Below are 18,639 nucleotides of genomic sequence, written 5' to 3'. Positions count from 1 at the left end.
TCAGCCCTCGCCCCTCCTGGTGGTCACCGTCTCGTCCTTGCGGGTCCGGACCGTCTTGCTGGAGCGCGTGTCGAGCTCCATCTCGTCGGCCTTGGCGACGTCGCGCTTCAACCGGACGGTACCGGTCGCCTCGTCCACGACGTCCACCACCTTGCGGAGCATCGCGGTGATCTCGTCGTTGCCCGCCTCGCCCGCGAGCACGACGGCCCGGCCGAGCCGCGCCGTCGCGGTGTCGAGGTCGCCGTCCTTGCGGGCCTGCAGGCCCTCCTGGATCGCCGCGGCGAGCTCCGCCTGGCCGGTATAGCCCGCCACCCGCGGGTTGATCCGGGTGGACTCGGCCTCGTCGTCGGTCCACTGGGCGAGGACGTTCGCGGTCGCGACGACCCGTGCCTCCTCGCCCGGCGGGCCCGGCACGACGAGCTTCACCCACGCGGCGCGCAGCTCCTTGCCGAGCTCGCCCGGCGGCACCTCCACGCAGAGGTGGTAGTCGCGGCTCTCGGCGCCCCACGCTCCGAGCGGGTAGTCGCCGGCCTGCGGCGCCGACTCCGCGCGCTTGCCGGTGAGGTCCTCCACCGACGGCGAGACCTGCTTGACGAACCGCAGCCGCGCCGTCTGCGGCGTCCACACGCGCAGGGCGACGTCGGCGACGGACTTGCCCATCGCCGCCTCGGTCATGGCGCGGAAGTCCTCGACGAGGCCGGCCGGGTCGGCCACCATGCCGACGCTGCCGAGCAGCGCGGACGCCACCTTGCGCAGCTCGGCGACCTCCCAGTCGGTGCCGACGCCGCGGCAGTCGCAGACGAACCGCCCGCCGCAGCGGGCCAGGGCCGCGTCGAGCTCCTCCGTCGTCTCGTGCTGGTTCTTGCCGTCGGTCAGGAGGATCGCGTGCCGGATGCCGTCGCGGCCGCCGAACAGGTCGTCGGCCAGCCGCAGCCACGATCCGATCGCGGTGCCGCCCGCCGCCGTCAGCCGGCTCAGCGCGTGCTTGGCCTCCGCGCGGGTCTCCGGCGTCGCCGGGACCGTCCCCTGGTGCCGGGGGAAGACCATCTTGGCCGTGTTGGAGCCGGAGACGACCGCGAACTCCACGCCGTCGCGCAGCGTGTCGATCGCGACCTGCGCGGCCGCGATCGCCGCGCGCAGCTTGGTCTCGGGGTAGGACATCGAGCCGGAGGTGTCGATGATGACGACCTCGGACGCCCGGGCCGAGGACGGGGCGGGAGCGCCCTCGGCGGCGCTCGCCTCCACGGACACGATGGCGTGCACCTCGCGGCCGCCCTCGGGCAGGTACTTGTTCTGGTCGACGGAGAGGGTGAACTGCGGCTCGCTCATCGGGGCTCCTGCGTGCTCTGGGGGATGCTTTCCTGGACGCGGCCGCCGGAGCCGCCGGGGGAGGGGACCGGGATCACGGCGACCGTGATGTTGTCGCGGCCCCCGGCCTCCAGCGCCCGGCGCACCAGCGTCCGCGCGGCGCCGAGCGGGTCGGCCGCCGGGCCCGGGGACCCCTCGCCGCCGGCCAGCAGCGCCGCCAGGTCGGCGGCGGCCGGGAAGTAGTTCCACAGGCCGTCGCTGCACACCAGCAGCGTGCCTGGGCCGTCCGGCCGGAACGTCGCCACGTGCGGGCTGACCTGCCCGGCGTCGGCGCCCAGCCACGCGGTGATGACGTGCGCGTTCGGGTGCGCCTCCGCCTCCGCCTCGGTCAGCGATCCCTCGGCGACCATGAACGCGGCCCACGAGTCGTCCTCGGTGAGCCGGCGGGACGCGCCGAGCTCGGCCATGTCGCCGGTGCTGACCTCGGCCCCGTCCAGCTCGTCGGGCGCTGGCCCCGGCCCGGCGTCCTCGCCGGGCCCGGCGGATCCGTCCGCGGCGAGCCAGTAGGCGCGGCTGTCGCCGATCCAGCCGACCGTGACCGCGGGGCCGCGCGTCACCGCGGACACGTAGGTGCACGACGGCGCGTCGGACGGCGACGTGGCGAGCCCGGCGACGGCGGCGGCCGCGCGCAGCGCCGCGTGCCGGGTGGCATCCTCGGCGTCCTCCCCGGCGTCGAGCCGCGCGACCAGCTCGGCCAGCCCGGTGTCGGCCGCGGCGCGGGACGCCTCGTCGGGACGCTGCGAGGATCCGACGCCGTCGGACACGACGGCCGCGATGCCGGACAGGTGCGCGGCGAGGGCCAGCGCGTCCTCGTTGCGGCTGTAGCGGCGGCCGCGGTCGCTCGCGCCCGCCGCGACGACCGGGCGGGTGCCGTTGCCGCCGGACCCGGCCGGCAGCTCGATCTCGACGTGGTCGCGCTCGGCAGGCTGGCGCAGGCCGCACGTCTCGCAGTAGCCGTCGGCGTCGATCGCCGTCCCGCCGCACCCGGGGCACGGGCCGGGGCCGTCCGTCCGGCGGGCGGACGGCGCGGACTCCTGCCGGATCGTGGCGCCGTCGCGCCCGGCGGCCTCGGCGGGCGGTCCGTCGGCGAGCCGGTGCCCGCACTCCTCGCAGAAGATCTCTTCGGCGAACACCACGGCGCCGCAGGCGGGGCAGGCCAGCTCGGCCGCCTTCCCCTGGTCGGCCCCGGGGGCGCCGGTTCCGGTGGTCTCGTCGGCTCCGGTTCGGTCGTCGGTCACAGCAGCGTCCTCGGGCGTACGGCGTTGGCGGAGTCGACGAGCCGGCGGCACTCGTCCCTGTCACGGGTGCGGCGTGCCAGCTCCCGGTATGTCCCTTCCAGGAGGCGGCGCAGCGGGGCCTCGGCGAGCGGGGCGCCGAAGAGGGAGCCGCCCTGCGTCCCGGCCGCCGTGCCGGAGCCCGCCGTCATCCAGCCGAGCGCGGCCTCCAGCACCTCGGCGGCGAGCCTGTCGCGGCGCTCGGCGTCCAGGTCGAGGGCGGTGAGCCGGTGGCCCGCGGCGACCAGCTCGCCCGCCGTCAGTTCGGCGGGGGGACGGCCGCGCACCGCCGTCACGACGGCCGCGACCTGCGCGGGCACGTACCGGATCGAGATCTTCGGTACGGAGTCGAGCGCGGCGACGGCGGCGCGGCGGTCGCCCGCCGCCAGATGCACGCGGGCGAGGCCGAAGGCGGCGTTGATGTAGCTCTGGTCGGTGCGCCAGACCGTGTCGTACAGGCGGACGGCGTCGTGCGGCGCGGACCGCTCGCGGCAGTAGGCGAGGGCCAACTTGGGGGCCGCCTCGCCGGGCAGCAGAGCGTACAGCCGGTCGAACAGCGGCGCGGCCTCGTCCACGCGGCCCCGGGCGAGCAGCCCGACCGCGCGGTACCAGCCGATCCGCCAGTCGGAGGGGCGCTCCGTGGCCAGCGCGTCGAGCAGCTCGTCGGCCTCGCCCGCCTCGCCCAGTTCGATCTTGGCGCGGGCGAGCGCCAGCCTGACCTCGGGCGTGCGGTCGGGCGCGTTCGCCGCCGCCTCGGCCGCCTGCGCGGGCTCCAGCGCGCCGAGCCCCGACACGAACGCGGCCGCCTGGTCGGCGCCGTCCACCAGCGGGACCGGCAGCGACGCCGCGGCGACCGGCGGCGGGACGGGCGGCAGCGCCGCCTCCTCCCGTGCCTCGCCCGCCATCCGCGTCGTGAACCGCTCCGGCCCGAACAGCCCGGACGGCGCGGGACGCGGGATGCCGTCCTCGGCCGCCAGCACCTCGCGCAGCACGCCGGTGAGCTGCTCGGCCATCTCCGCCGCGTCCTGGAAGCGGGCGGTCGGCTCCCTGTGCGTCGCGCGGCGCAGCAACCGGTCGTAGGACTCGAACCGCTGGAGCACCGGGACGTCCTCGCGCGGCGGCAGCGAGTCGGCGAACCCGCGGGTGTAGCCCTTGAACGGGAAGCTCAGCACGGCCAGCGCCCGGCCGACCGTGTAGAGGTCGGAGGTCACCGAGGGGCCGGCGTCGGCGATCTCGGGGGCCTGGTAGCCGACCGTGCCGTAGATCGCGCCGTCCGGGTCGTCCAGCCGCCGCACCCCGCCGAGGTCGATCAGCCGGAGCTGCTCCTCGGACTGGATCACGTTGTCCGGCTTGAAGTCGCAGTAGACGAGGCCCTGCGCGTGCAGGTACTCGAACGCCCGCAGCACCTCCAGCCCGTAGGCGATGGCCTGCGCGACCGGCAGGTGCTTCTGGCCGGCCGGCAGCGGCTGCCGGAGCAGGATGTCCTTGAGCGACTCCCCGCCCACGTACTCCATGACGATGTAACCGTCGCCGCCGTGCTGGACGAAGTTGTAGATCTTGACGATGTTGGGGTGCTCGACCTCCGCGAGGAACGCGCGCTCGGCCGCCGCCGCGGCCATCGCGTCGGCGTCGCCGCTGTCGAGCAGGCCTTTCAGGACCACCCAGCGGTCGCTGACGTTCTTGTCCTGCGCCAGGTAGATCCAGCCGAGTCCGCCGTGGGCGATGCAGCCCAGCACGCTGTACTGGCCGCCGACGAGGTCGCCCGGGCCGAGCTTCGGGGTGAAGGAGAACCGGGCGCCGCACTTGGGGCAGAAGCCCTCCGTGCGTCCCGGCTGGTCGCCGCGCCCGCGTCCGACGGGCTCGCCGCAGCCGCTGCAGTACCGCTTGGCCTCCGCGACCTGCGGGTCGCTCATCACCGCGCTGGACGGGTTCCGGTAGGGGACGCGCGGCACCTCGACGAGGCCGGCGCCGAGCATGCCGCGGCGGCCGGACGAGCGGGCCGACCCGGTGCGGGTGCTGCCCGTCCGGGTGCTGCCGGTCGCCGTGCTCCCCGAGGTCGCCGTGCCGCCGGTGCTCGCCGGCCCGCCCCCGCTCCCGGACCTGCCCGCGGCCGCCTGGACGCGGGCGGTGTAGGCGGGCGGCGAGCCGCACACGTCGCAGTAGCCGTCCATGATCGTGCCGGAGCACCCGGCCTGGTGGCACCGGTCGGGCTGCTCGGCGGGCGGGCGCGGGGCCGGGACGCTCGGCGCGGCGCTCTGGGCGGCGCTCGGCGCGGGCGCGGCGGCCGCGGGGGGATTGCCGCACACGTCGCAGTAGCCGTCCGCGATCGTCCCGCCGCACCCCGGCTGCGCGCATTGGCTCATCGATCCGCTCCCTTCGCCCGCGAGGTGACGGCCCGCTGGTACGCGGTCAGGGCCACGGTGGCCTTCCGCAGATCGCAGGGGGAGGTCCACAGCAGCTCGCGTGCCTGCTCGTAGGACCGGGCCAGTTCGGCGTCCTCGGCGTGGCCGAGCCGCGAGGCCTTCACCCGGTAGGCCCGCAGGCGGCCGCGCAGCTCCTCGCGCCGGTCCAGCAGGCCTCGGATCAGGCCGGTGGTCTCGTGTGCCCGCGCCACCGCCGCGTCGGCGGCGCGCTCCAGGTCGGCGACCCGCCGCGCGGTCTCGTGCCAGCCGCCGCCCCGCGCGGCGGCGCCCGGCCGGGGCCGGGTGACGGCGGCGAGCCGGTCGGCGAGGGCGGCGGAGGAGTCGGGCGGGTCCGGCACCGCCGCCGCGGTGATCTTGACGAGGACCTCGTCGCGGACGGCGCGGGCCTCCGCCTCGGCCTCGCGCAGCTGGTCGAGGACGGCGGCGACGCCGCGGATCCGGGCGGCGAACCCCTCGCGCAGCCGCTCCGCCTCCTCCAGGCCGCGGCGCACGTCGGCGAGGCCGGAGCGGATCGCGTCCAGTCGCGCGGTGTCGGCGAGGCCGTCCCGCGCCAGCGCGAGCGGGTCGGCGCGCACGGTCGCGGCGACGGACGCCAGCTCGTCGCGGAGCCGTTCGAGGTCCGGGTCCGCGCCGCCGGCGGACTCCAGCAGCTCCTCGGCCGCCCGCCGTTCAGCCTCGACCTCGGCGAGCCGCGACAGCAGCGTCGACCAGACCGCGTCGAGCGCGGCGACCGCCCGCGCGACCTCCTCGTAGAGCGGCGTCATCCGTTCGACGGCCGCCCGCAGCGTCAGCCGCTCGCCGGACGGGACGGCCAGCAGCGTCCGCCGCTCCAGCGGCACCTGCGCCGCGGGCAGCTCCACCGACGGTCCGTCCAGCAGCCGGGTGAGTTCGGCGAGCTGCGCCTGGCCGGGCCTGCCGTGGCGGGCCCGCAGTTCCTCGGCGGCGGACAGGACGCGCCCGTGCAGGTCGAACAGCAGCCACAGGGACGCGGTCCGCGACCGCACGTCGGACTGCACGCGCAGCGTCGCGCCGCGCAGGGCCGCGCCCTCCAGCAGCTGGTAGCCCTGGTGGGCCTCCAGTTCCAGCAGGGCCGCGCCGATGCGCTCCCTCTCGTCCTGGAGGCGCGCGAGCGTTCTGTCCGCCTCGTCTCGGCTCATCGGAGGCCGGTCCAGGCGTGGCTCACTCAACGCCGGTCCACGACTTGACCCATGTTCGCCCCTGATTCCCCCGAATAGAGCACGTTGTCCGGGGCTCAGTTTTCACCATGCGAGGCCGCCTTCTCAAGCGCGGAGCCGATCACCGCCCGGACGGATCCCGGCCGCGCCGCGATGCCCGTCCGCCCCCGCAGGGCCCTCCAAAATGTCAGTGTTCGAACGTATGATCGAACCATGGCGAACGTTGCGACGCACCCCCAGACCGCGCCCACCGCGCCGGCCGCGCTCACGGCGGCGGAGATCGCCGCCCTCGCGCTCTCGCTCGCGCACCTCGGCACCGGCCCGCAGGCCACCACCGCGCGCCGCGCCCTGCACACCCTCCTCGACGCCACCCCGCACGACGACGTGGTCACCACCACGCTCGCCACCCTCACCACGCCCCTGGACGTCTCCACCTCCGACCGCGCCCGCGTGGTCGCCGCCGCCATCACCGAGCACCGCGTCGTCCGGCTCTGCTACGGCGACGCCGGCGCCAACGTCACGATCCGCGAGGTCGAGCCGGTGACCTGCCTCGTGCACCGCGACCACTGGTACCTCGTCGGCTGGTGCCGCATGCGCCGCGGCGTGCGCGCCTTCCGCTTCGACCGCATCCTCGCCGTCGAGTCCACCGGCCTGCTCGCCCGGCACCGGCGCGCCGACCGCTACCTCCCCTTCCAGCGGCGCAGCACGGACTGACCGCCCCGCCGGGGCCGCGGCGACGCGGCCCCGGTCAGACCGCCATCGTGCGGCGGACGGCGGCCGTGACCACGGTCCTCAGGTCTCCGGCCCGGGCGTAGGCGGCGCGCTGGAACCGGGCTCCGTTCCCGCGTTCCAGCACGCCGCCGAGAAGCTTGATCACGGTGTCCAGGTCGCCGGCGCGGTCGAGCGCGGGCGCCAGGTGCTCGACGAGCGCGGCGACGACCTCGCTGGCGGGGGCGGCGGTGTGGGTGCGCGGGTGGACGAGGTCGCCGCGCAGGCCCGAGCGCCCGGCCCGCCACATGGCCAGCCGCACCAGGTCCGCGCGCACCGGGTCGGGCGGCTCGCTCCGCCGCCACGCGTCCGCGGCGGTGTCGACCAGCGCCCGCACGAGCGCGCCCAGCAGCACGGCGTCGTCGGCGTCCAGGCACACGTCCGCGACGCGGATCTCGACCGTCGGGTAGTGCCGCGACAGCCGGGCGTCGAAGTAGATCATGCCCTCGTCCACCAGGACGCCGGTCGCGAGCAGCGCCTCCACCGTCGTCCGGTAGGCCCTCGCCGAGCCGAACAGCTCGGTCGGGCCGCTGGAGGGCCAGCGGCCCCAGACCTGGTGCCGCCAGCTGTCGGAGCCCGTGTCGGTGCCCTGCCAGAACGGGGAGTTCGCGCTGAGCGCGAGCAGCGGGGGCAGCCACGGCCGGATCCGGTCGAGGACGGCGACGCCCTCCTCCGGGGACTCGATGCCGACGTGCACGTGGCAGCCGCAGGTGAGCTGCTCGTCGGCGGTGGGCCCGAAGGCGTCGGCCATCCGCAGGTAGCGGTGCGACGGAGTGAGCGACGGGCGGACGCTGACCGGCGAGGTCGCCAGCGCGGCGACGGCGGCGCCGACCCCGGCCGCCGACTGGCCCGCCGCCACCCGCGCCGACCGGACGTGGTCGGACAGCTCGCCCAGCGAGCCGCAGACCGGGGTGGCCGTCTCCAACTGCTCCCGCTGGAGCTCGGTCTCCAGCGCGTTGGAGCGCCGCCCGCCGGTCAGGAACAGCTCGTCGTGCCGCCGGGCGTAGTGGATCACGGAGCCGGAGAGGGCCTGGGGCACACCCGACTCCGGGTCGACCAGGAGCAGCTCCTCCTCCACGCCGAACGTGCGCGCACCCGCGCGAAGTGTCACCAGACAATCCTTCCCGGCCAGCACGGATGTACGTCCCGCGAGGGGATCGTTCTGGCCGCGCGGGCATGCCTAGAATGCGCCCGCGTTGACCGAGCGCTTGGTCAAAAGGTGGTGGTATGTCCTATCTCGTCGGCCAGTGGGGAACCGGACCCGCCGGCAGGTCGTCGCTCGCGGCTCTGCTCGGGCACCCCGACCTCGAACTCGCGGGGGTGGTCACCGTCGACCCCCGGCACGCCGGCGTCGACGCCGCCGAACTGGCCGGAAGCGGCCGCCCGACCCGGATCCGCGCCACCGAGGACCCGGCGCCGCTCCTGGCACGGCGGCCCCACGTCGTCTGCCACACCGCCTCCCGCTCCCGGGACGTGGCAGGGGAGATCTGCCACATCCTGGAATCGGGCACCGGCGTGGTGTCGGACGTCCTGCCCGCGCTGGTCCACCCGCCCTCCGCCGACCGGGCCCTCGTCCGCCGGCTCCGGTCCGCGTGCGCGACCGGCGGCGCCGCCTGCCTCACCCTCGGGCCCAGCCCGGCGAACGACGTGCTCCCGCTGCTGCTGAGCGGCGGCTGCCTGCGCGTGCACGGCGTCAAGGTCACCCGGTTCACCTGCCGGGACGACCCCGAGGCCGCCGCCCGGCTCGGCTTCGGCGGCCCCCTCGGGCACCGCCCGCGGATCGTCCGGCCGGGCGGGCCGGCGCGTGCGTGGGGACCGGTCGTGCGCCTGCTCGCCGAGCATCTGGCCGTGCCGCTGGACGAGGTGGCCGAGACCTACGAACTGTGCCCGGCGCCCGAGGACATCGGGAGCGTCGCCAAGGGGACCCTCGCAGGCCTGAGGTTCCAGGTGTCGGGAGTGCTGCGCGGCCGTCCAGTGATCACCGTCGAGCACGTCGCCCGGCTGCGCGCCGACATCGCCCCCCACTGGCCCGCGCCCCCGCCGGGCGGGACCGGCGGCCACCGCGTCGAGATCGACGGCGAGCCGCCCTGGCGGATGGACCTTGCGGATCCCGCCGCGGCCGACCCGGCCGCGGCGACCGCGCTGCGCATGGTCAGCGCCGTCCCCGCCGTCGCCGAGGCGCCGCCGGGCCTGCACACTCCGCTGACCCTGCCGCCGTTCACCGGTCGGCGCCGCCTGCGCTGAGCCACGCGGAGAGCAGCGTCCCGGTCTCCTCCGGCCGGTCGACGTAGAGCATGTGCCCCGCGTCGACCTCGCTGATCACGAGGCCGGGCCCGAGCGCGGCGCGCAGTTCCACCACGAACTCGGGGCGGACGAAGTCGGCCTCCGTGGCGATGACCAGGTGGGTGGGCAGGTCCGCGGGCGGCGCCAGGTGCGGGCGCGCCATCTCCGAGTACGCGGTCACCGCGGCGGCGGGCTCGAACCGCCACCGCAGCCGCCCGTCCGGGCCGTGCTCCAGGTGCTCGGCGACCTCATCGTCCACGGCATCGGGCGGAGCCGCCGACCAGCGCGCAGCCCGGTCGGCGCGCGCCTCGGCGACGTCGCCGAACGACACCGGCGCCAGGTGGCCGCGCGCCTCCCGGGCCGCCGTCGCCGGGTCGAGGCCGATGGCCGGGTCGAGCAGGAGGAGCCGCCGGACCCGCCTCGGCGCGGTCCGCGCCAGATGCAGCGCGATCATCCCGCCGTAGGAGTGCCCGACGAGGTCGGCCCGCTCGACGCCCTCGGCGTCCATCATCGCCAGGACGTCGGCCACGTGCCGTTCGACGGTCCACGGCGGCTCGTGCGTCGAGCGCCCGTGCCCGCGCAGATCCGGCGCGAGGACGGAGCGGTCCGCCAGGTACCGCTCGGCGGTCCGGCGCCAGCGGGCCCCGTGCCCGCAGACCCCGTGGAGCATGACCACCGGTGCTCCGCCCGGGTCCCCGTACCGATGAACATGCAGTACCGCGTCCGCCATGGGTAAAGCGTATGCGCGCGGGCCCCGCCGCGAACGGCCTTCACCGGTCACCGGTCAGGTCAGGAACGTTCCCAGCGGACGGACGACAGGGCCAGCAGCGCCACGTGGAAGGACACGCACGACTCCACGTCGTCGAGGTCGGCGTCCAGGACCCGTTCGATGCGGCGGAGCCGCTCGTAGAAGGCGGGGCGCGACAGGTGCGCGTGCTGGGCGGCGACGGCCTTGTTCCGGCCGGATTCGAGGTACAGCTCCAGGATGCGGGTGAGGTCGCTGCCGCGCTGCGCGTCGTACTCCAGCAGCGGGCCGAGTTCGCGTTCGACGAAGGTCTGCACGCGGGCGTCGTCGCGGAGGAGGTGCAGGAGCCCGCGCAGGCGCAGGTCGGGCAGCCGGTAGTAGAGGCGGGCCCCGGAGCCGCGCGCCGCGACGTCGGCGACCTGCTCGGCCTCCAGGAAGGAGCGGCGGACGTCGCTGATCGTCTCCACCACCGACCCGGCCGCCATCACGGTGTCGCCGGACTGCTTGCGGATCCGGGTCGCGACCTCGGTGAGCGCGGTCTCCACGTCGGCGCGGGCGGGCAGGGACGCCAGGACGCCGACGCGGGCGTGCGGGCCGCCCTCGTCCAGGACGCCGACGAGCGCGGCGAGGCGCGCGTCCTTGCAGGCGGCCGCGGCCGTCTCGGCGAGCTGCGACAGCTCGCCGACGGGCGGGGCGGACCGGGACAGGGCGGGGCCGCGGTGCCGGAGCACGGCGCCGAGCAGCCGGCGGCCGGACAGCGGGACGCCGAGCGCGCGGGCGCGGGCCGCCGCCTCCTGCGGGTCGGAGTAGGCGTGCGCGAGGATCCGGGCGATGATCGTCCCGTGCGCCTGCCGCTCGACGCTCTCGGCGTGCCGGTCGAGGAGCCGGCCGAGCGCGAGGGTGGTGGCGGCCCGCTCGATCAGCACGGTCTCGCGCGGGGACGGCGGCGAGCCGAGGTCGACGATGAGCCGGCCCCAGTCCTCCCCCCGCGCGCCGACCATCGTGACCAGCCAGCCGGACGCCTCGTCGTAGCCGGTGCGGCGGCCGGGCCGGACGGCCCGCGAGCGGGTCTCCCACGCCGACAGCAGCTCGGCCGGGTCGGCGCCGCCGGCGTCCGCGGCGAGGACCTGGTGGGCGAGGTTCTCCAGCACCACCGGGTGCCCGCCGAGCGCCGCCACCTGCCGGACGACCTCGTCGGTGGAGGCGCCCTCGACCGAGAGCCGCGTGAAGATCTCGTGCAGCTGCTCGGAGGCGCGCAGCTCGGCGAACTGCTCCTGCACGATCCGGGCGTGCACCGACTCGGTGATGTCGACGAACGCGGGCTCGTGCGCCAGCACGATCACCGGCAGGCCGAACTCCTCGGCCGCGGCGATCAGCGCGGGCGGCAGCACGGTGGCGTAGCGGCGGCCGAGCTCGATCATCAGGCCGCTGACGCCGACCTCGGCGAGGTCGGCGATGTAGGCGCGCAGCCGCTCGGGCTCGTCGGGCAGCGCGATGCCGGTGGTGAGGACGAGTTCGCCGCCGTGCAGCAGGTGCGCGATGTCGGTGACCTCGGCGACGTGCACCCAGCGGACCCGGTTGCCGGTGCGGTCCGCGCCCGCGACGACGTGCGGCTGGCCGCGGCGTACCGCGTCGAGCTGGAGGACGTCGTCGACAGTGGGCAGCATCACCGGCGATGATAACCGGACAGGGTGTCAGCGGTGATGATCCGGTCGTTACAGGTTGTCAGCCGCCAGCAGACCGTTAACCGGAGGCGCCCGGTGCTGACACTCTGCGGGTGGCCGGGGCCGCCGGCGGAAACGAGACTTGGAGCATGCCGGAACACGCGAACCTGCTCCGCCGCCACCGGGCGGTCATGCCGTCCTGGATGGCGCTCAACTACCGGGACCCCATCGAGATCGTCGGCGGCGAGGGCAACCGCGTGACCGACGCCGAGGGCAACTCCTACCTCGACTTCTTCATCGGCATCCTGACGAACATGCTCGGGTACGACGTGCCCGAGGTCCGCGACGCGGTGGAACGCCAGCTCGCCACCGGCGTCGTCCACACCTCCACCGCGTACCTGCTGCGCGGGCAGGTGGAGCTGGCCGAGAAGATCGCCCGGCTGTCGGGCATCCCCGACGCGAAGGTGTTCTTCACCAACTCCGGGACGGAGGCCAACGAGACGGCGCTGCTGCTGGCCGCGTACGCGCGGCGCAGCGACCAGGTCCTCGCGATGCGGCAGAGCTACCACGGCCGTTCGTTCGCCGCGACGGGCGTCACCGGGAACCGCGGCTGGACGAACCTGTCGTACTCCCCGCTGGACGTCCACTTCCTGCACGGCGCCGACCGCCGGCTCCCGCAGTTCGCCGGGATGTCGGACGAGCGGTACATCGACGTGTGCGCGCAGGACCTGCGGCACGTGCTCGCCACCGCGACCGGCGGCGACGTCGCCGCGCTCATCGCCGAGCCGATCCAGGGCGTCGGCGGCTTCACGATGCCGCCCGACGGCCTGTTCGCCGCCTACAAGCGCGTCCTCGACGAGTTCGGGATCCTGTTCATCTCCGACGAGGTGCAGACCGGCTGGGGGCGGACAGGCCAGGGGTTCTGGGGGATCGACGCCCACGGCGTCACCCCGGACGTGATCACCTTCGCGAAGGGCCTCGGCAACGGCTTCGCGGTCGGCGGGGTCGTCGCGCGCGGCGACCTCATGGACGGCCTCCACGCGGTCGGCATCTCCACGTTCGGCGGCAACCCGGTGTCGATGGCGGCCGCCAACGCCACGCTCGACTACGTCCTCGACCACGACCTGCAGGCCAACGCGGCCAGGCAGGGCCGGACGATCATCGGGGGGCTGTCGGCGGCGGCGGGCAGGTTCCCGATCGTTTCGGACGTGCGGGGCAAGGGGCTGATGTTCGCGGTCGAGCTGGCCGACCCGCGGACCGGCGAGCCGAGCCCGCCGCTCGCCGCCGCGCTGACGGAGGCGGCGCGCGAGCGGGGGCTGCTGGTCGGCAAGGGCGGCCTGTACGGCAACGTGGTGCGCATGGCGCCGCCGCTGACCCTCAGCGACGACGAGGCCGCGGAGGGCCTCGGCATCCTGATCGCCTCACTGGAGGCCGTGAACGAGACCGCCGTCGCCGGAGGGCGCGGGCCGACTGCTCGCCGGGAGGAAGCATGACCAAGCACGTGACGCACTGGATCGGCGGGAAGCCTTTCGGCGGGGAGAGCGGCCGGCGGGGCGACATCTTCGAACCCGCGTCCGGGCGCGTGGCCGGGACCGTCGACTTCGCCGGGCCGCGGGAGGTCGGCGCCGCCGTGGCCGCCGCGAAGGCCGCGTTCCCCGGTTGGCGGGACGCCTCGCTCTCCCGGCGCGCGAAGGTGCTCTTCCGCTTCCGCGAACTTGTGGACGCGCACTCCGGGGAACTGGCCCGGCTGATCTCGTCCGAGCACGGCAAGGTGGTCGCCGACGCGGCGGGCGAGGTCGCCCGCGGGCTGGAGGTCGCCGAGTTCGCCTGCGGCATCCCGCACCTGCTCAAGGGAGGGTTCTCCGAGAACGTCTCCTCGCGGGTGGACGCCTACTCGATCCTCCAGCCGGTCGGCGTGGCCGCCGGGATCACCCCGTTCAACTTCCCGGCGATGGTGCCGATGTGGATGTTCCCGGTCGCGATCGCGTGCGGGAACACGTTCGTGCTCAAGCCGTCCGAGAAGGACCCGTCGGCGTCGGTCCGGCTCGCCGAGCTGTGGGCAGAGGCGGGGCTGCCGGACGGCGTGTTCAACGTCCTGCACGGCGACAGGGAGGCGGTGGACGGCCTGCTGCGCCATCCGGACGTCAAGGCGGTCAGCTTCGTCGGCTCCACCCCGATCGCGCGCCACGTCTACGAGACGGCGGCGGCGAACGGCAAGCGGGTGCAGGCGCTCGGCGGGGCCAAGAACCACATGCTCGTGCTGCCGGACGCCGACCTCGACCTCGCGGCGGACGCCGCGGTGTCGGCCGGCTTCGGGTCGGCGGGGGAGCGGTGCATGGCGATCTCCGTCGTCGTCGCCGTGGACCCGGTCGGGGACGAGCTGACGGCCAAGATCAAGGAGCGCGTCGCCGGGCTGAGGGTCGGTCCGGGCGACCACCCCGAGTCGCAGATGGGGCCGCTCGTCACGAAGGCGCACCGGGACAGGGTGGCCTCCTACCTGGACGGCGCCGTCGCGCAGGGCGCCACGCTCGCCGTCGACGGGCGCGACCCGGACGTGCTGGGCGGCGCCGGCGACGGGTTCTGGCTCGGCCCGGCCGTCCTCGACCACGTCACCCCGGACATGGACGCCTACCGGGACGAGATCTTCGGCCCGGTGCTGTCGGTCGTGCGGGCCGGTTCCTACGACGCGGCCATGGAACTGATCTCCGCCAACCCGTACGGCAACGGGACCGCGATCTTCACCGACGACGGCGGGGCGGCGCGGCGCTTCCAGAACGAGGTGGAGGTCGGCATGGTCGGCGTGAACGTGCCGATCCCGGTGCCGATGGCCTACTACTCGTTCGGCGGCTGGAAGGACTCGCTGTTCGGCGACAGCCACGTCCACGGCATGGAGGGCGTCCACTTCTACACCCGGACGAAGGCCGTCACGGCGCGCTGGCCCGACCCCTCCCACGGCGGGGTGAACCTGGGCTTCCCCACCGGCGGCTGAGGACCCGCGGGAATTACCTACCGAGCGCGTTTTTCCGTTGTCAATTTTCGTCCGGCACGGTCGGGCGAATAATGGCTCCACCCCATTGACTGGCTCTGTGTCCGGCGACACAATCTGACTGTCTCCCTTAATTGATGCGAATTCAAAAGTCAGGGTCGGCAGTCAGAAACCCGTGGTCCCCGGGCCGCGGGCCGGTGGAGCCGGATGTGCAGGAGCCGCGCTATGACCGCAGGCGACCACGCCGCCGAAGTGGACGCGCTCGGAAGGCGATTCCCGGGCTGGACCATTTGGTTCGGCCTGTTCACCGGCCATTGGTGGGCGCTGCCGCCCAGGGACCGCGACGTCGGCGACTTCCTCGAGGCCGAGACTCCGCAGCGGCTCATCGCGCGGATCGAGGTGGTCTCGGGCGCCGCTCCGGCGCGGCGGGCGGCCGGCGGGCCCCCGCCCCCCGGCGGCCGTCCCCGGCCGTTCCATGACACCCGGCAGGACGTGCGGCGTCCCTCGAACCTCCTCCGTCTCGAGGGCGTCACACCGCCGCCGTCCGGCCGGGTACCGGTGATCGCGTGGCCGGGCGGCACCGCACGGTGATCCGCTGTTCCCCACCCCCACCACGCGCACCGGTGCCGCCGCGGCCCCGGGCAGGACGCAGGCCCGCGCCATATCCTCTCCAGCAACCTCCGTGTATGGCGCGGACGCCAGCACCCACCGTCCTTCCGGGGCCCGGCGGACTCCCTCTCCGTGACCGGGCCGGAAATTCGCAACAAAGCGCGCGGCAATGGTCATGGCACTGTCACCCGTGGGAAAGGCCGCGGGGAAACGGCTGAGTCGCGATCTTCGGTAATTCCGGCCGCGCTGGCGATGGGACGGCGGGAAAATTCCGCGAAACCGGCGATCACATCGTCCGCGTCCGCCGCGACCCGCGCATCGGCGGCCGGAGGCCTCCGGTGCCGCCGTCCGCGAGCGGGGTCCGTGCGCCCGGCGGCCACGGAGACGCTACGCTGCGCCGACGGGCCCGTTCGTGAGGGGGAGGGCCCTGGCACGGATCGGGAGCGACATGCGGCGCAGGGCCACGGCACGGGTCAAGACGACGACGGCCCTGGCGGCGGCCGCGGCGCTCGGCGCCGCCCTGCTCGGCGCGTGCAGCGGCGGGGACGACAAGCCCGTCGGCGTCGCCAAGGTGGTGAGCACCCTCGGCCCCGGCGAGGGGACGCTGAACCTCCTCACGCTGCCCGGCTGGGTGGAGAGCGGCGGCACCGACCCGCGCGTGGACTGGGTCACGCCCTTCCAGGAGCGCACCGGCTGCAAGATCGGTATGAAGGTCGTCAAGACGGCCGAGGAGATGGCCGACCTCATGCGCGACAGGGACCGCCGCTACGACGGCGTCGCCGCGCCGCCGGAGGTCGCCGGGCGGCTGGTCGAGGAGAACCAGGTCGTCCCGATCAACCCCGACCTCGTGGACGGGTACAAGAAGCTCGAACCGAAGCTGCGCAAGCTCCTGGAGCGCGACGGCAAGCACTACGGCCTGCCGTACGTGTGGGGCTCCAACCTGCTGATGTACGACGCCCGGACCGTGCCGCCGCCGGCGAGCTGGGCCGCGCTGTTCGAACCCGGCCAGGCCCGCCGCTACGCCGGGAAGATCGTCATGCGGGACAGCCCGCTCGCGATCGCCGAGGCCGCGCTCTACCTCAAGGGCCGGCAGCGCAAGCTCAAGATCCGCGACCCCTACGCGCTGACGCCGGCGCAGCTCGCCGCGGCCGGGCGGGTCCTGGCCCGGCAGCGTCCGTACGTGGGGGAGTACTGGGACCTTCCGGCCGACGCCGTCAGCGCGTTCGCCGGGGGCCGGGCGGTGCTCGGCCAGGGGTGGCCCTACCACGTGGACGTGCTGAACCGCGCGTCGCGGCCCGTCCAGGGCGTCATCCCTTCGGAGGGCGCGACCGGGTGGATGGACGCGTGGATGATCGGCGCCAGGGTCCAGCACCCCAACTGCATGTACCAGTGGCTCCAGTGGACGGCCTCGCCGGACGTCCAGCAGCAGGTCGCCGAGTGGACGGGGGTGGCGCCCGCCAACCCGCAGGCGTGCTCGGGCGACCGCCTCAAGTCCGGGTTCTGCGCCGCCTACCACGTCGGCGACCGCGACTACCTCAACAAGATCGTCTTCGCGCACGCGCCGTCGAAGGCGTGCGGCGGCGAGTCGGGCAAGAAGGACTGCACCGACTACGCGGAGTGGACGCGGACCTGGATCCAGGCCACCAAGGCCTGAGGTCCGCGCGGGAGTCTCTCCGGCGCGCCCGACCGCCCCCAGCCGGGCGCGCCTGACGGGTGGTCCCGGGCTTCCCCCCGAAACGCCCAGGTCACCCTCTCCCTGGAGAGACCTCCATGACGGCGGCGCCCGCCGCCGTCCGCGCCGGTGGCGGCTCCCCCACCGCCGGTCCGGCGCCCGTGAGCGGCTCCCGGGGGCCCCGCCGTGCGCGGGGTACCGGCGGGGCGGGTGCGCAGTCGTCGCACGCGAACACCCCTGACGAGTCCGGCAGGCGGCCGACGCGGACGCGCGGCCGGGGCCACCTCTTGCGGCAGACGACGCACGCGTCGCCCAGGCGCTGAGCCGTGCTCAACCCTCGCGGGTCGACGACCGGCTCGCCCGTCTGGCCCATGTCTCCATCCCCCCGGTGGGAGTCGCCTTCACAGCCTCCTTTATAGGCGGGCAAGCGTGTTGTCGCCGCTACGGAAGGTGAAAAGGGCGGCAAAGCCTCACGTGTCGCCCGGCGGGTCACGGATCCTCGGGGTATGCGCGGCGCCGGTGCTGCGGGGACGCCGGTCCATGACCGCCTTTCGGCAGGTTATGCGGTCACCGGCCAGGCGCTTTGCCCTCTTTTGGGTGGTGCGTACGTACAAAGGAAGCATGTCGGCCAGGAACGTCGATGATCGGCGAGTCCGGCCGCCCAGGCCCCGCCCCCTGCGGGCGCGTGTGACGTCGGCGACGGTCGCCGCACTCGGCTCACTCATGGTGGCCGCGGTGGCGGTGGCGGCCGCCGTCCTCTACGCGCTCGCCGGTGTGGGCCGCCCCGGGGTGCTCGCGGCCGTCATGGCCGCGCTGGCGGCGGTGGCCGTCGCGTCGGCCCGCTGGGGGGTGGCGCACTCCGCGCGGGGGGCGCTCCGGCCGGTGAAACGGCTTCGACGGGAGCTGGAGAGGCTCGCCGGGGACGGCGGGTCCGGGCGCGTCGCCGTCCCCGCCACGGGAGACGAGGCGGAGCGGCTGGCCGAGCGCGTCAACGAGCTGCTCGCCCGGCTGGAGGACGCGGTCGAGCAGCGGCGCGCGTTCATCTCCGACGCCTCGCACGAGCTGCGCACGCCGATCACCGGGCTGCGCACCCGCATCGAGCTGGCCCTCGCCGCCCCCGACGACGGCGACGCCGTGGACACCCTGCGCCGCTCCCTGGCCGACATCGACCGGCTGCACCGGATCGTCGAGGACCTCCTCGTCCTCGCCCGCATCGACTCCGGCGACATCCCCGTCCAGGAGGCCATCGACCTCGGGGCGCTGGTGGAGGCGGAGGCCGGGCTGCGCAGCCCGCCCGTCCCGATGGTGGTGAAGGTCGAGCCGGGCCTCATCGTCGGGGGCAACCGGCAGCGGCTCGGCCGCGCGGTGCGCAACCTGCTCGCCAACGCCGAGCGCTACGCCGCCGCTCAGATCGAGGTCGAGGCGCGCGCGGACGGCGACGGGGCCGTCGTCGAGGTGCACGACGACGGCCCGGGCATCCCGTTCGCCGACCGGGACCGCGTCTTCGAGCGCTTCGCCCGCCTGGACCCGGCCCGGAGCCGCGACAAGGGCGGCAGCGGCCTCGGCCTTCCGATCGCGCGGGAGATCGCCGTCGCCCACGGCGGGACGGTGCGGGTCGCCGACGGCGCCTACGGCGCCCGGCTCGTGCTCCGGCTCCCGCTCGCCCGCTGAC

General features: G+C 75.1%; 15 protein-coding genes. 7 read left to right on the top strand and 8 right to left on the bottom strand.

What is annotated here, in order from left to right; translation table 11 throughout:
• Genes AB0C84_RS24785 through AB0C84_RS24770 form a run of 4 tightly spaced genes read right to left on the bottom strand, consistent with a single transcriptional unit; the run spans position 1 to position 6,222 of the window.
• Positions 1–1,329 carry a VWA domain-containing protein gene (locus AB0C84_RS24785; RefSeq protein WP_361070523.1) on the bottom strand — a complete coding sequence of 443 codons (1,329 nt, stop codon included), beginning with the start codon at positions 1,327–1,329 and terminating at the stop codon, positions 1–3.
• Entirely contained in the window at positions 1,326–2,606 is a 1,281-nt protein-coding gene (locus AB0C84_RS24780; protein ID WP_361070520.1) for a protein phosphatase 2C domain-containing protein, read from the bottom strand. The genes AB0C84_RS24785 and AB0C84_RS24780 overlap by 4 nt, the downstream gene beginning before the upstream one ends.
• Positions 2,603–5,005, bottom strand: coding sequence for a tetratricopeptide repeat protein (locus AB0C84_RS24775; RefSeq protein WP_361070517.1), 2,403 nt, complete (start codon positions 5,003–5,005; stop codon positions 2,603–2,605). Before AB0C84_RS24775 ends, AB0C84_RS24780 begins: the two co-directional genes overlap by 4 nt.
• Entirely contained in the window at positions 5,002–6,222 is a 1,221-nt protein-coding gene (locus AB0C84_RS24770) for a hypothetical protein (protein ID WP_361070514.1), read from the bottom strand. The genes AB0C84_RS24775 and AB0C84_RS24770 overlap by 4 nt, the downstream gene beginning before the upstream one ends.
• Before the next feature lie 231 nt (positions 6,223–6,453).
• On the opposite strand from AB0C84_RS24770, the gene AB0C84_RS24765 reads away from it, so the two are divergent.
• Positions 6,454–6,954 (top strand): WYL domain-containing protein, encoded by a 501-nt coding sequence (locus tag AB0C84_RS24765; protein WP_258938565.1) that lies wholly within the window; start codon positions 6,454–6,456, stop codon positions 6,952–6,954.
• A 34-nt stretch (positions 6,955–6,988) separates the two neighbouring features.
• On the opposite strand, the gene AB0C84_RS24760 is transcribed toward AB0C84_RS24765, so the two are convergent.
• Positions 6,989–8,119: a glutamate--cysteine ligase gene (locus AB0C84_RS24760; RefSeq protein ID WP_361070511.1), complete on the bottom strand. Its 1,131-nt coding sequence runs from the start codon at positions 8,117–8,119 to the stop codon at positions 6,989–6,991.
• Between the two features lie 116 nt (positions 8,120–8,235).
• Here AB0C84_RS24760 and AB0C84_RS24755 point away from each other — a divergent pair, with 116 nt between their 5' ends.
• On the top strand, positions 8,236–9,252 hold the full coding sequence (locus tag AB0C84_RS24755; RefSeq protein WP_361070508.1) for a hypothetical protein: 1,017 nt from the start codon (positions 8,236–8,238) through the stop codon (positions 9,250–9,252).
• Here AB0C84_RS24755 and AB0C84_RS24750 read toward each other — a convergent pair.
• Together AB0C84_RS24750 and AB0C84_RS24745 are read right to left on the bottom strand one after the other, a co-directional pair.
• On the bottom strand, positions 9,227–10,021 hold the full coding sequence (locus tag AB0C84_RS24750) for an alpha/beta hydrolase (RefSeq protein WP_361070505.1): 795 nt from the start codon (positions 10,019–10,021) through the stop codon (positions 9,227–9,229). The genes AB0C84_RS24755 and AB0C84_RS24750 overlap by 26 nt on opposite strands.
• 59 nt (positions 10,022–10,080) lie before the next feature.
• Complete coding sequence (locus tag AB0C84_RS24745; protein WP_179843289.1) at positions 10,081–11,703, bottom strand: PucR family transcriptional regulator ligand-binding domain-containing protein; 1,623 nt, start codon at positions 11,701–11,703, stop codon at positions 10,081–10,083.
• A gap of 146 nt (positions 11,704–11,849) precedes the next feature.
• On the opposite strand from AB0C84_RS24745, the gene AB0C84_RS24740 reads away from it, so the two are divergent.
• The 4 genes from AB0C84_RS24740 (at position 11,850) to AB0C84_RS24725 (ending at position 16,949) form a co-directional block, all read left to right on the top strand.
• Positions 11,850–13,193 carry an aspartate aminotransferase family protein gene (locus AB0C84_RS24740; protein ID WP_361070502.1) on the top strand — a complete coding sequence of 448 codons (1,344 nt, stop codon included), beginning with the start codon at positions 11,850–11,852 and terminating at the stop codon, positions 13,191–13,193.
• Positions 13,190–14,689, top strand: a complete 1,500-nt coding sequence (locus AB0C84_RS24735) for a CoA-acylating methylmalonate-semialdehyde dehydrogenase (protein ID WP_258938571.1) — start codon at positions 13,190–13,192, stop codon at positions 14,687–14,689. Before AB0C84_RS24740 ends, AB0C84_RS24735 begins: the two co-directional genes overlap by 4 nt.
• A 222-nt stretch (positions 14,690–14,911) precedes the next feature.
• The gene (locus AB0C84_RS24730; RefSeq protein ID WP_179843286.1) at positions 14,912–15,277 is read left to right on the top strand and encodes a hypothetical protein; all 366 of its coding nucleotides are present in this window, start codon (positions 14,912–14,914) and stop codon (positions 15,275–15,277) included.
• Positions 15,278–15,743: 466 nt separating this feature from the next.
• Positions 15,744–16,949 carry an ABC transporter substrate-binding protein gene (locus AB0C84_RS24725; RefSeq protein WP_361070496.1) on the top strand — a complete coding sequence of 402 codons (1,206 nt, stop codon included), beginning with the start codon at positions 15,744–15,746 and terminating at the stop codon, positions 16,947–16,949.
• A 91-nt stretch (positions 16,950–17,040) separates the two neighbouring features.
• Here AB0C84_RS24725 and AB0C84_RS24720 read toward each other — a convergent pair whose 3' ends face one another.
• Positions 17,041–17,340, bottom strand: coding sequence for a hypothetical protein (locus AB0C84_RS24720; protein ID WP_089312832.1), 300 nt, complete (start codon positions 17,338–17,340; stop codon positions 17,041–17,043).
• 248 nt (positions 17,341–17,588) lie between these two features.
• On the opposite strand from AB0C84_RS24720, the gene AB0C84_RS24715 reads away from it, so the two are divergent.
• Positions 17,589–18,638, top strand: a complete 1,050-nt coding sequence (locus AB0C84_RS24715) for a HAMP domain-containing sensor histidine kinase (RefSeq protein WP_361070492.1) — start codon at positions 17,589–17,591, stop codon at positions 18,636–18,638.
• Position 18,639 lies beyond the last annotated feature (1 nt).

The sequence above is a fragment of the Actinomadura sp. NPDC048955 genome (genome assembly GCF_040649435.1).
GTDB classification, from domain to species: domain Bacteria; phylum Actinomycetota; class Actinomycetes; order Streptosporangiales; family Streptosporangiaceae; genus Spirillospora; species Spirillospora luteofluorescens.
Note: the sequence above shows the minus strand (reverse complement) of the source record. Positions and strands in the feature narration are given on the sequence as shown.

Coding starts and splice junctions, on each gene's coding strand:
- AB0C84_RS24765 (WP_258938565.1), top strand. CDS start 6,454: ATGGCGAACGTTGCGACGCACCCCCAGACCGCGCCCACCGCGCCGGCC.
- AB0C84_RS24725 (WP_361070496.1), top strand. CDS start 15,744: ATGCGGCGCAGGGCCACGGCACGGGTCAAGACGACGACGGCCCTGGCG.
- AB0C84_RS24720 (WP_089312832.1), bottom strand. CDS start 17,340: ATGGGCCAGACGGGCGAGCCGGTCGTCGACCCGCGAGGGTTGAGCACG.
- AB0C84_RS24785 (WP_361070523.1), bottom strand. CDS start 1,329: ATGAGCGAGCCGCAGTTCACCCTCTCCGTCGACCAGAACAAGTACCTG.
- AB0C84_RS24745 (WP_179843289.1), bottom strand. CDS start 11,703: ATGCTGCCCACTGTCGACGACGTCCTCCAGCTCGACGCGGTACGCCGC.
- AB0C84_RS24740 (WP_361070502.1), top strand. CDS start 11,850: ATGCCGGAACACGCGAACCTGCTCCGCCGCCACCGGGCGGTCATGCCG.
- AB0C84_RS24735 (WP_258938571.1), top strand. CDS start 13,190: ATGACCAAGCACGTGACGCACTGGATCGGCGGGAAGCCTTTCGGCGGG.
- AB0C84_RS24715 (WP_361070492.1), top strand. CDS start 17,589: ATGTCGGCCAGGAACGTCGATGATCGGCGAGTCCGGCCGCCCAGGCCC.
- AB0C84_RS24750 (WP_361070505.1), bottom strand. CDS start 10,021: ATGGCGGACGCGGTACTGCATGTTCATCGGTACGGGGACCCGGGCGGA.
- AB0C84_RS24775 (WP_361070517.1), bottom strand. CDS start 5,005: ATGAGCCAATGCGCGCAGCCGGGGTGCGGCGGGACGATCGCGGACGGC.
- AB0C84_RS24770 (WP_361070514.1), bottom strand. CDS start 6,222: ATGAGCCGAGACGAGGCGGACAGAACGCTCGCGCGCCTCCAGGACGAG.
- AB0C84_RS24755 (WP_361070508.1), top strand. CDS start 8,236: ATGTCCTATCTCGTCGGCCAGTGGGGAACCGGACCCGCCGGCAGGTCG.
- AB0C84_RS24730 (WP_179843286.1), top strand. CDS start 14,912: ATGACCGCAGGCGACCACGCCGCCGAAGTGGACGCGCTCGGAAGGCGA.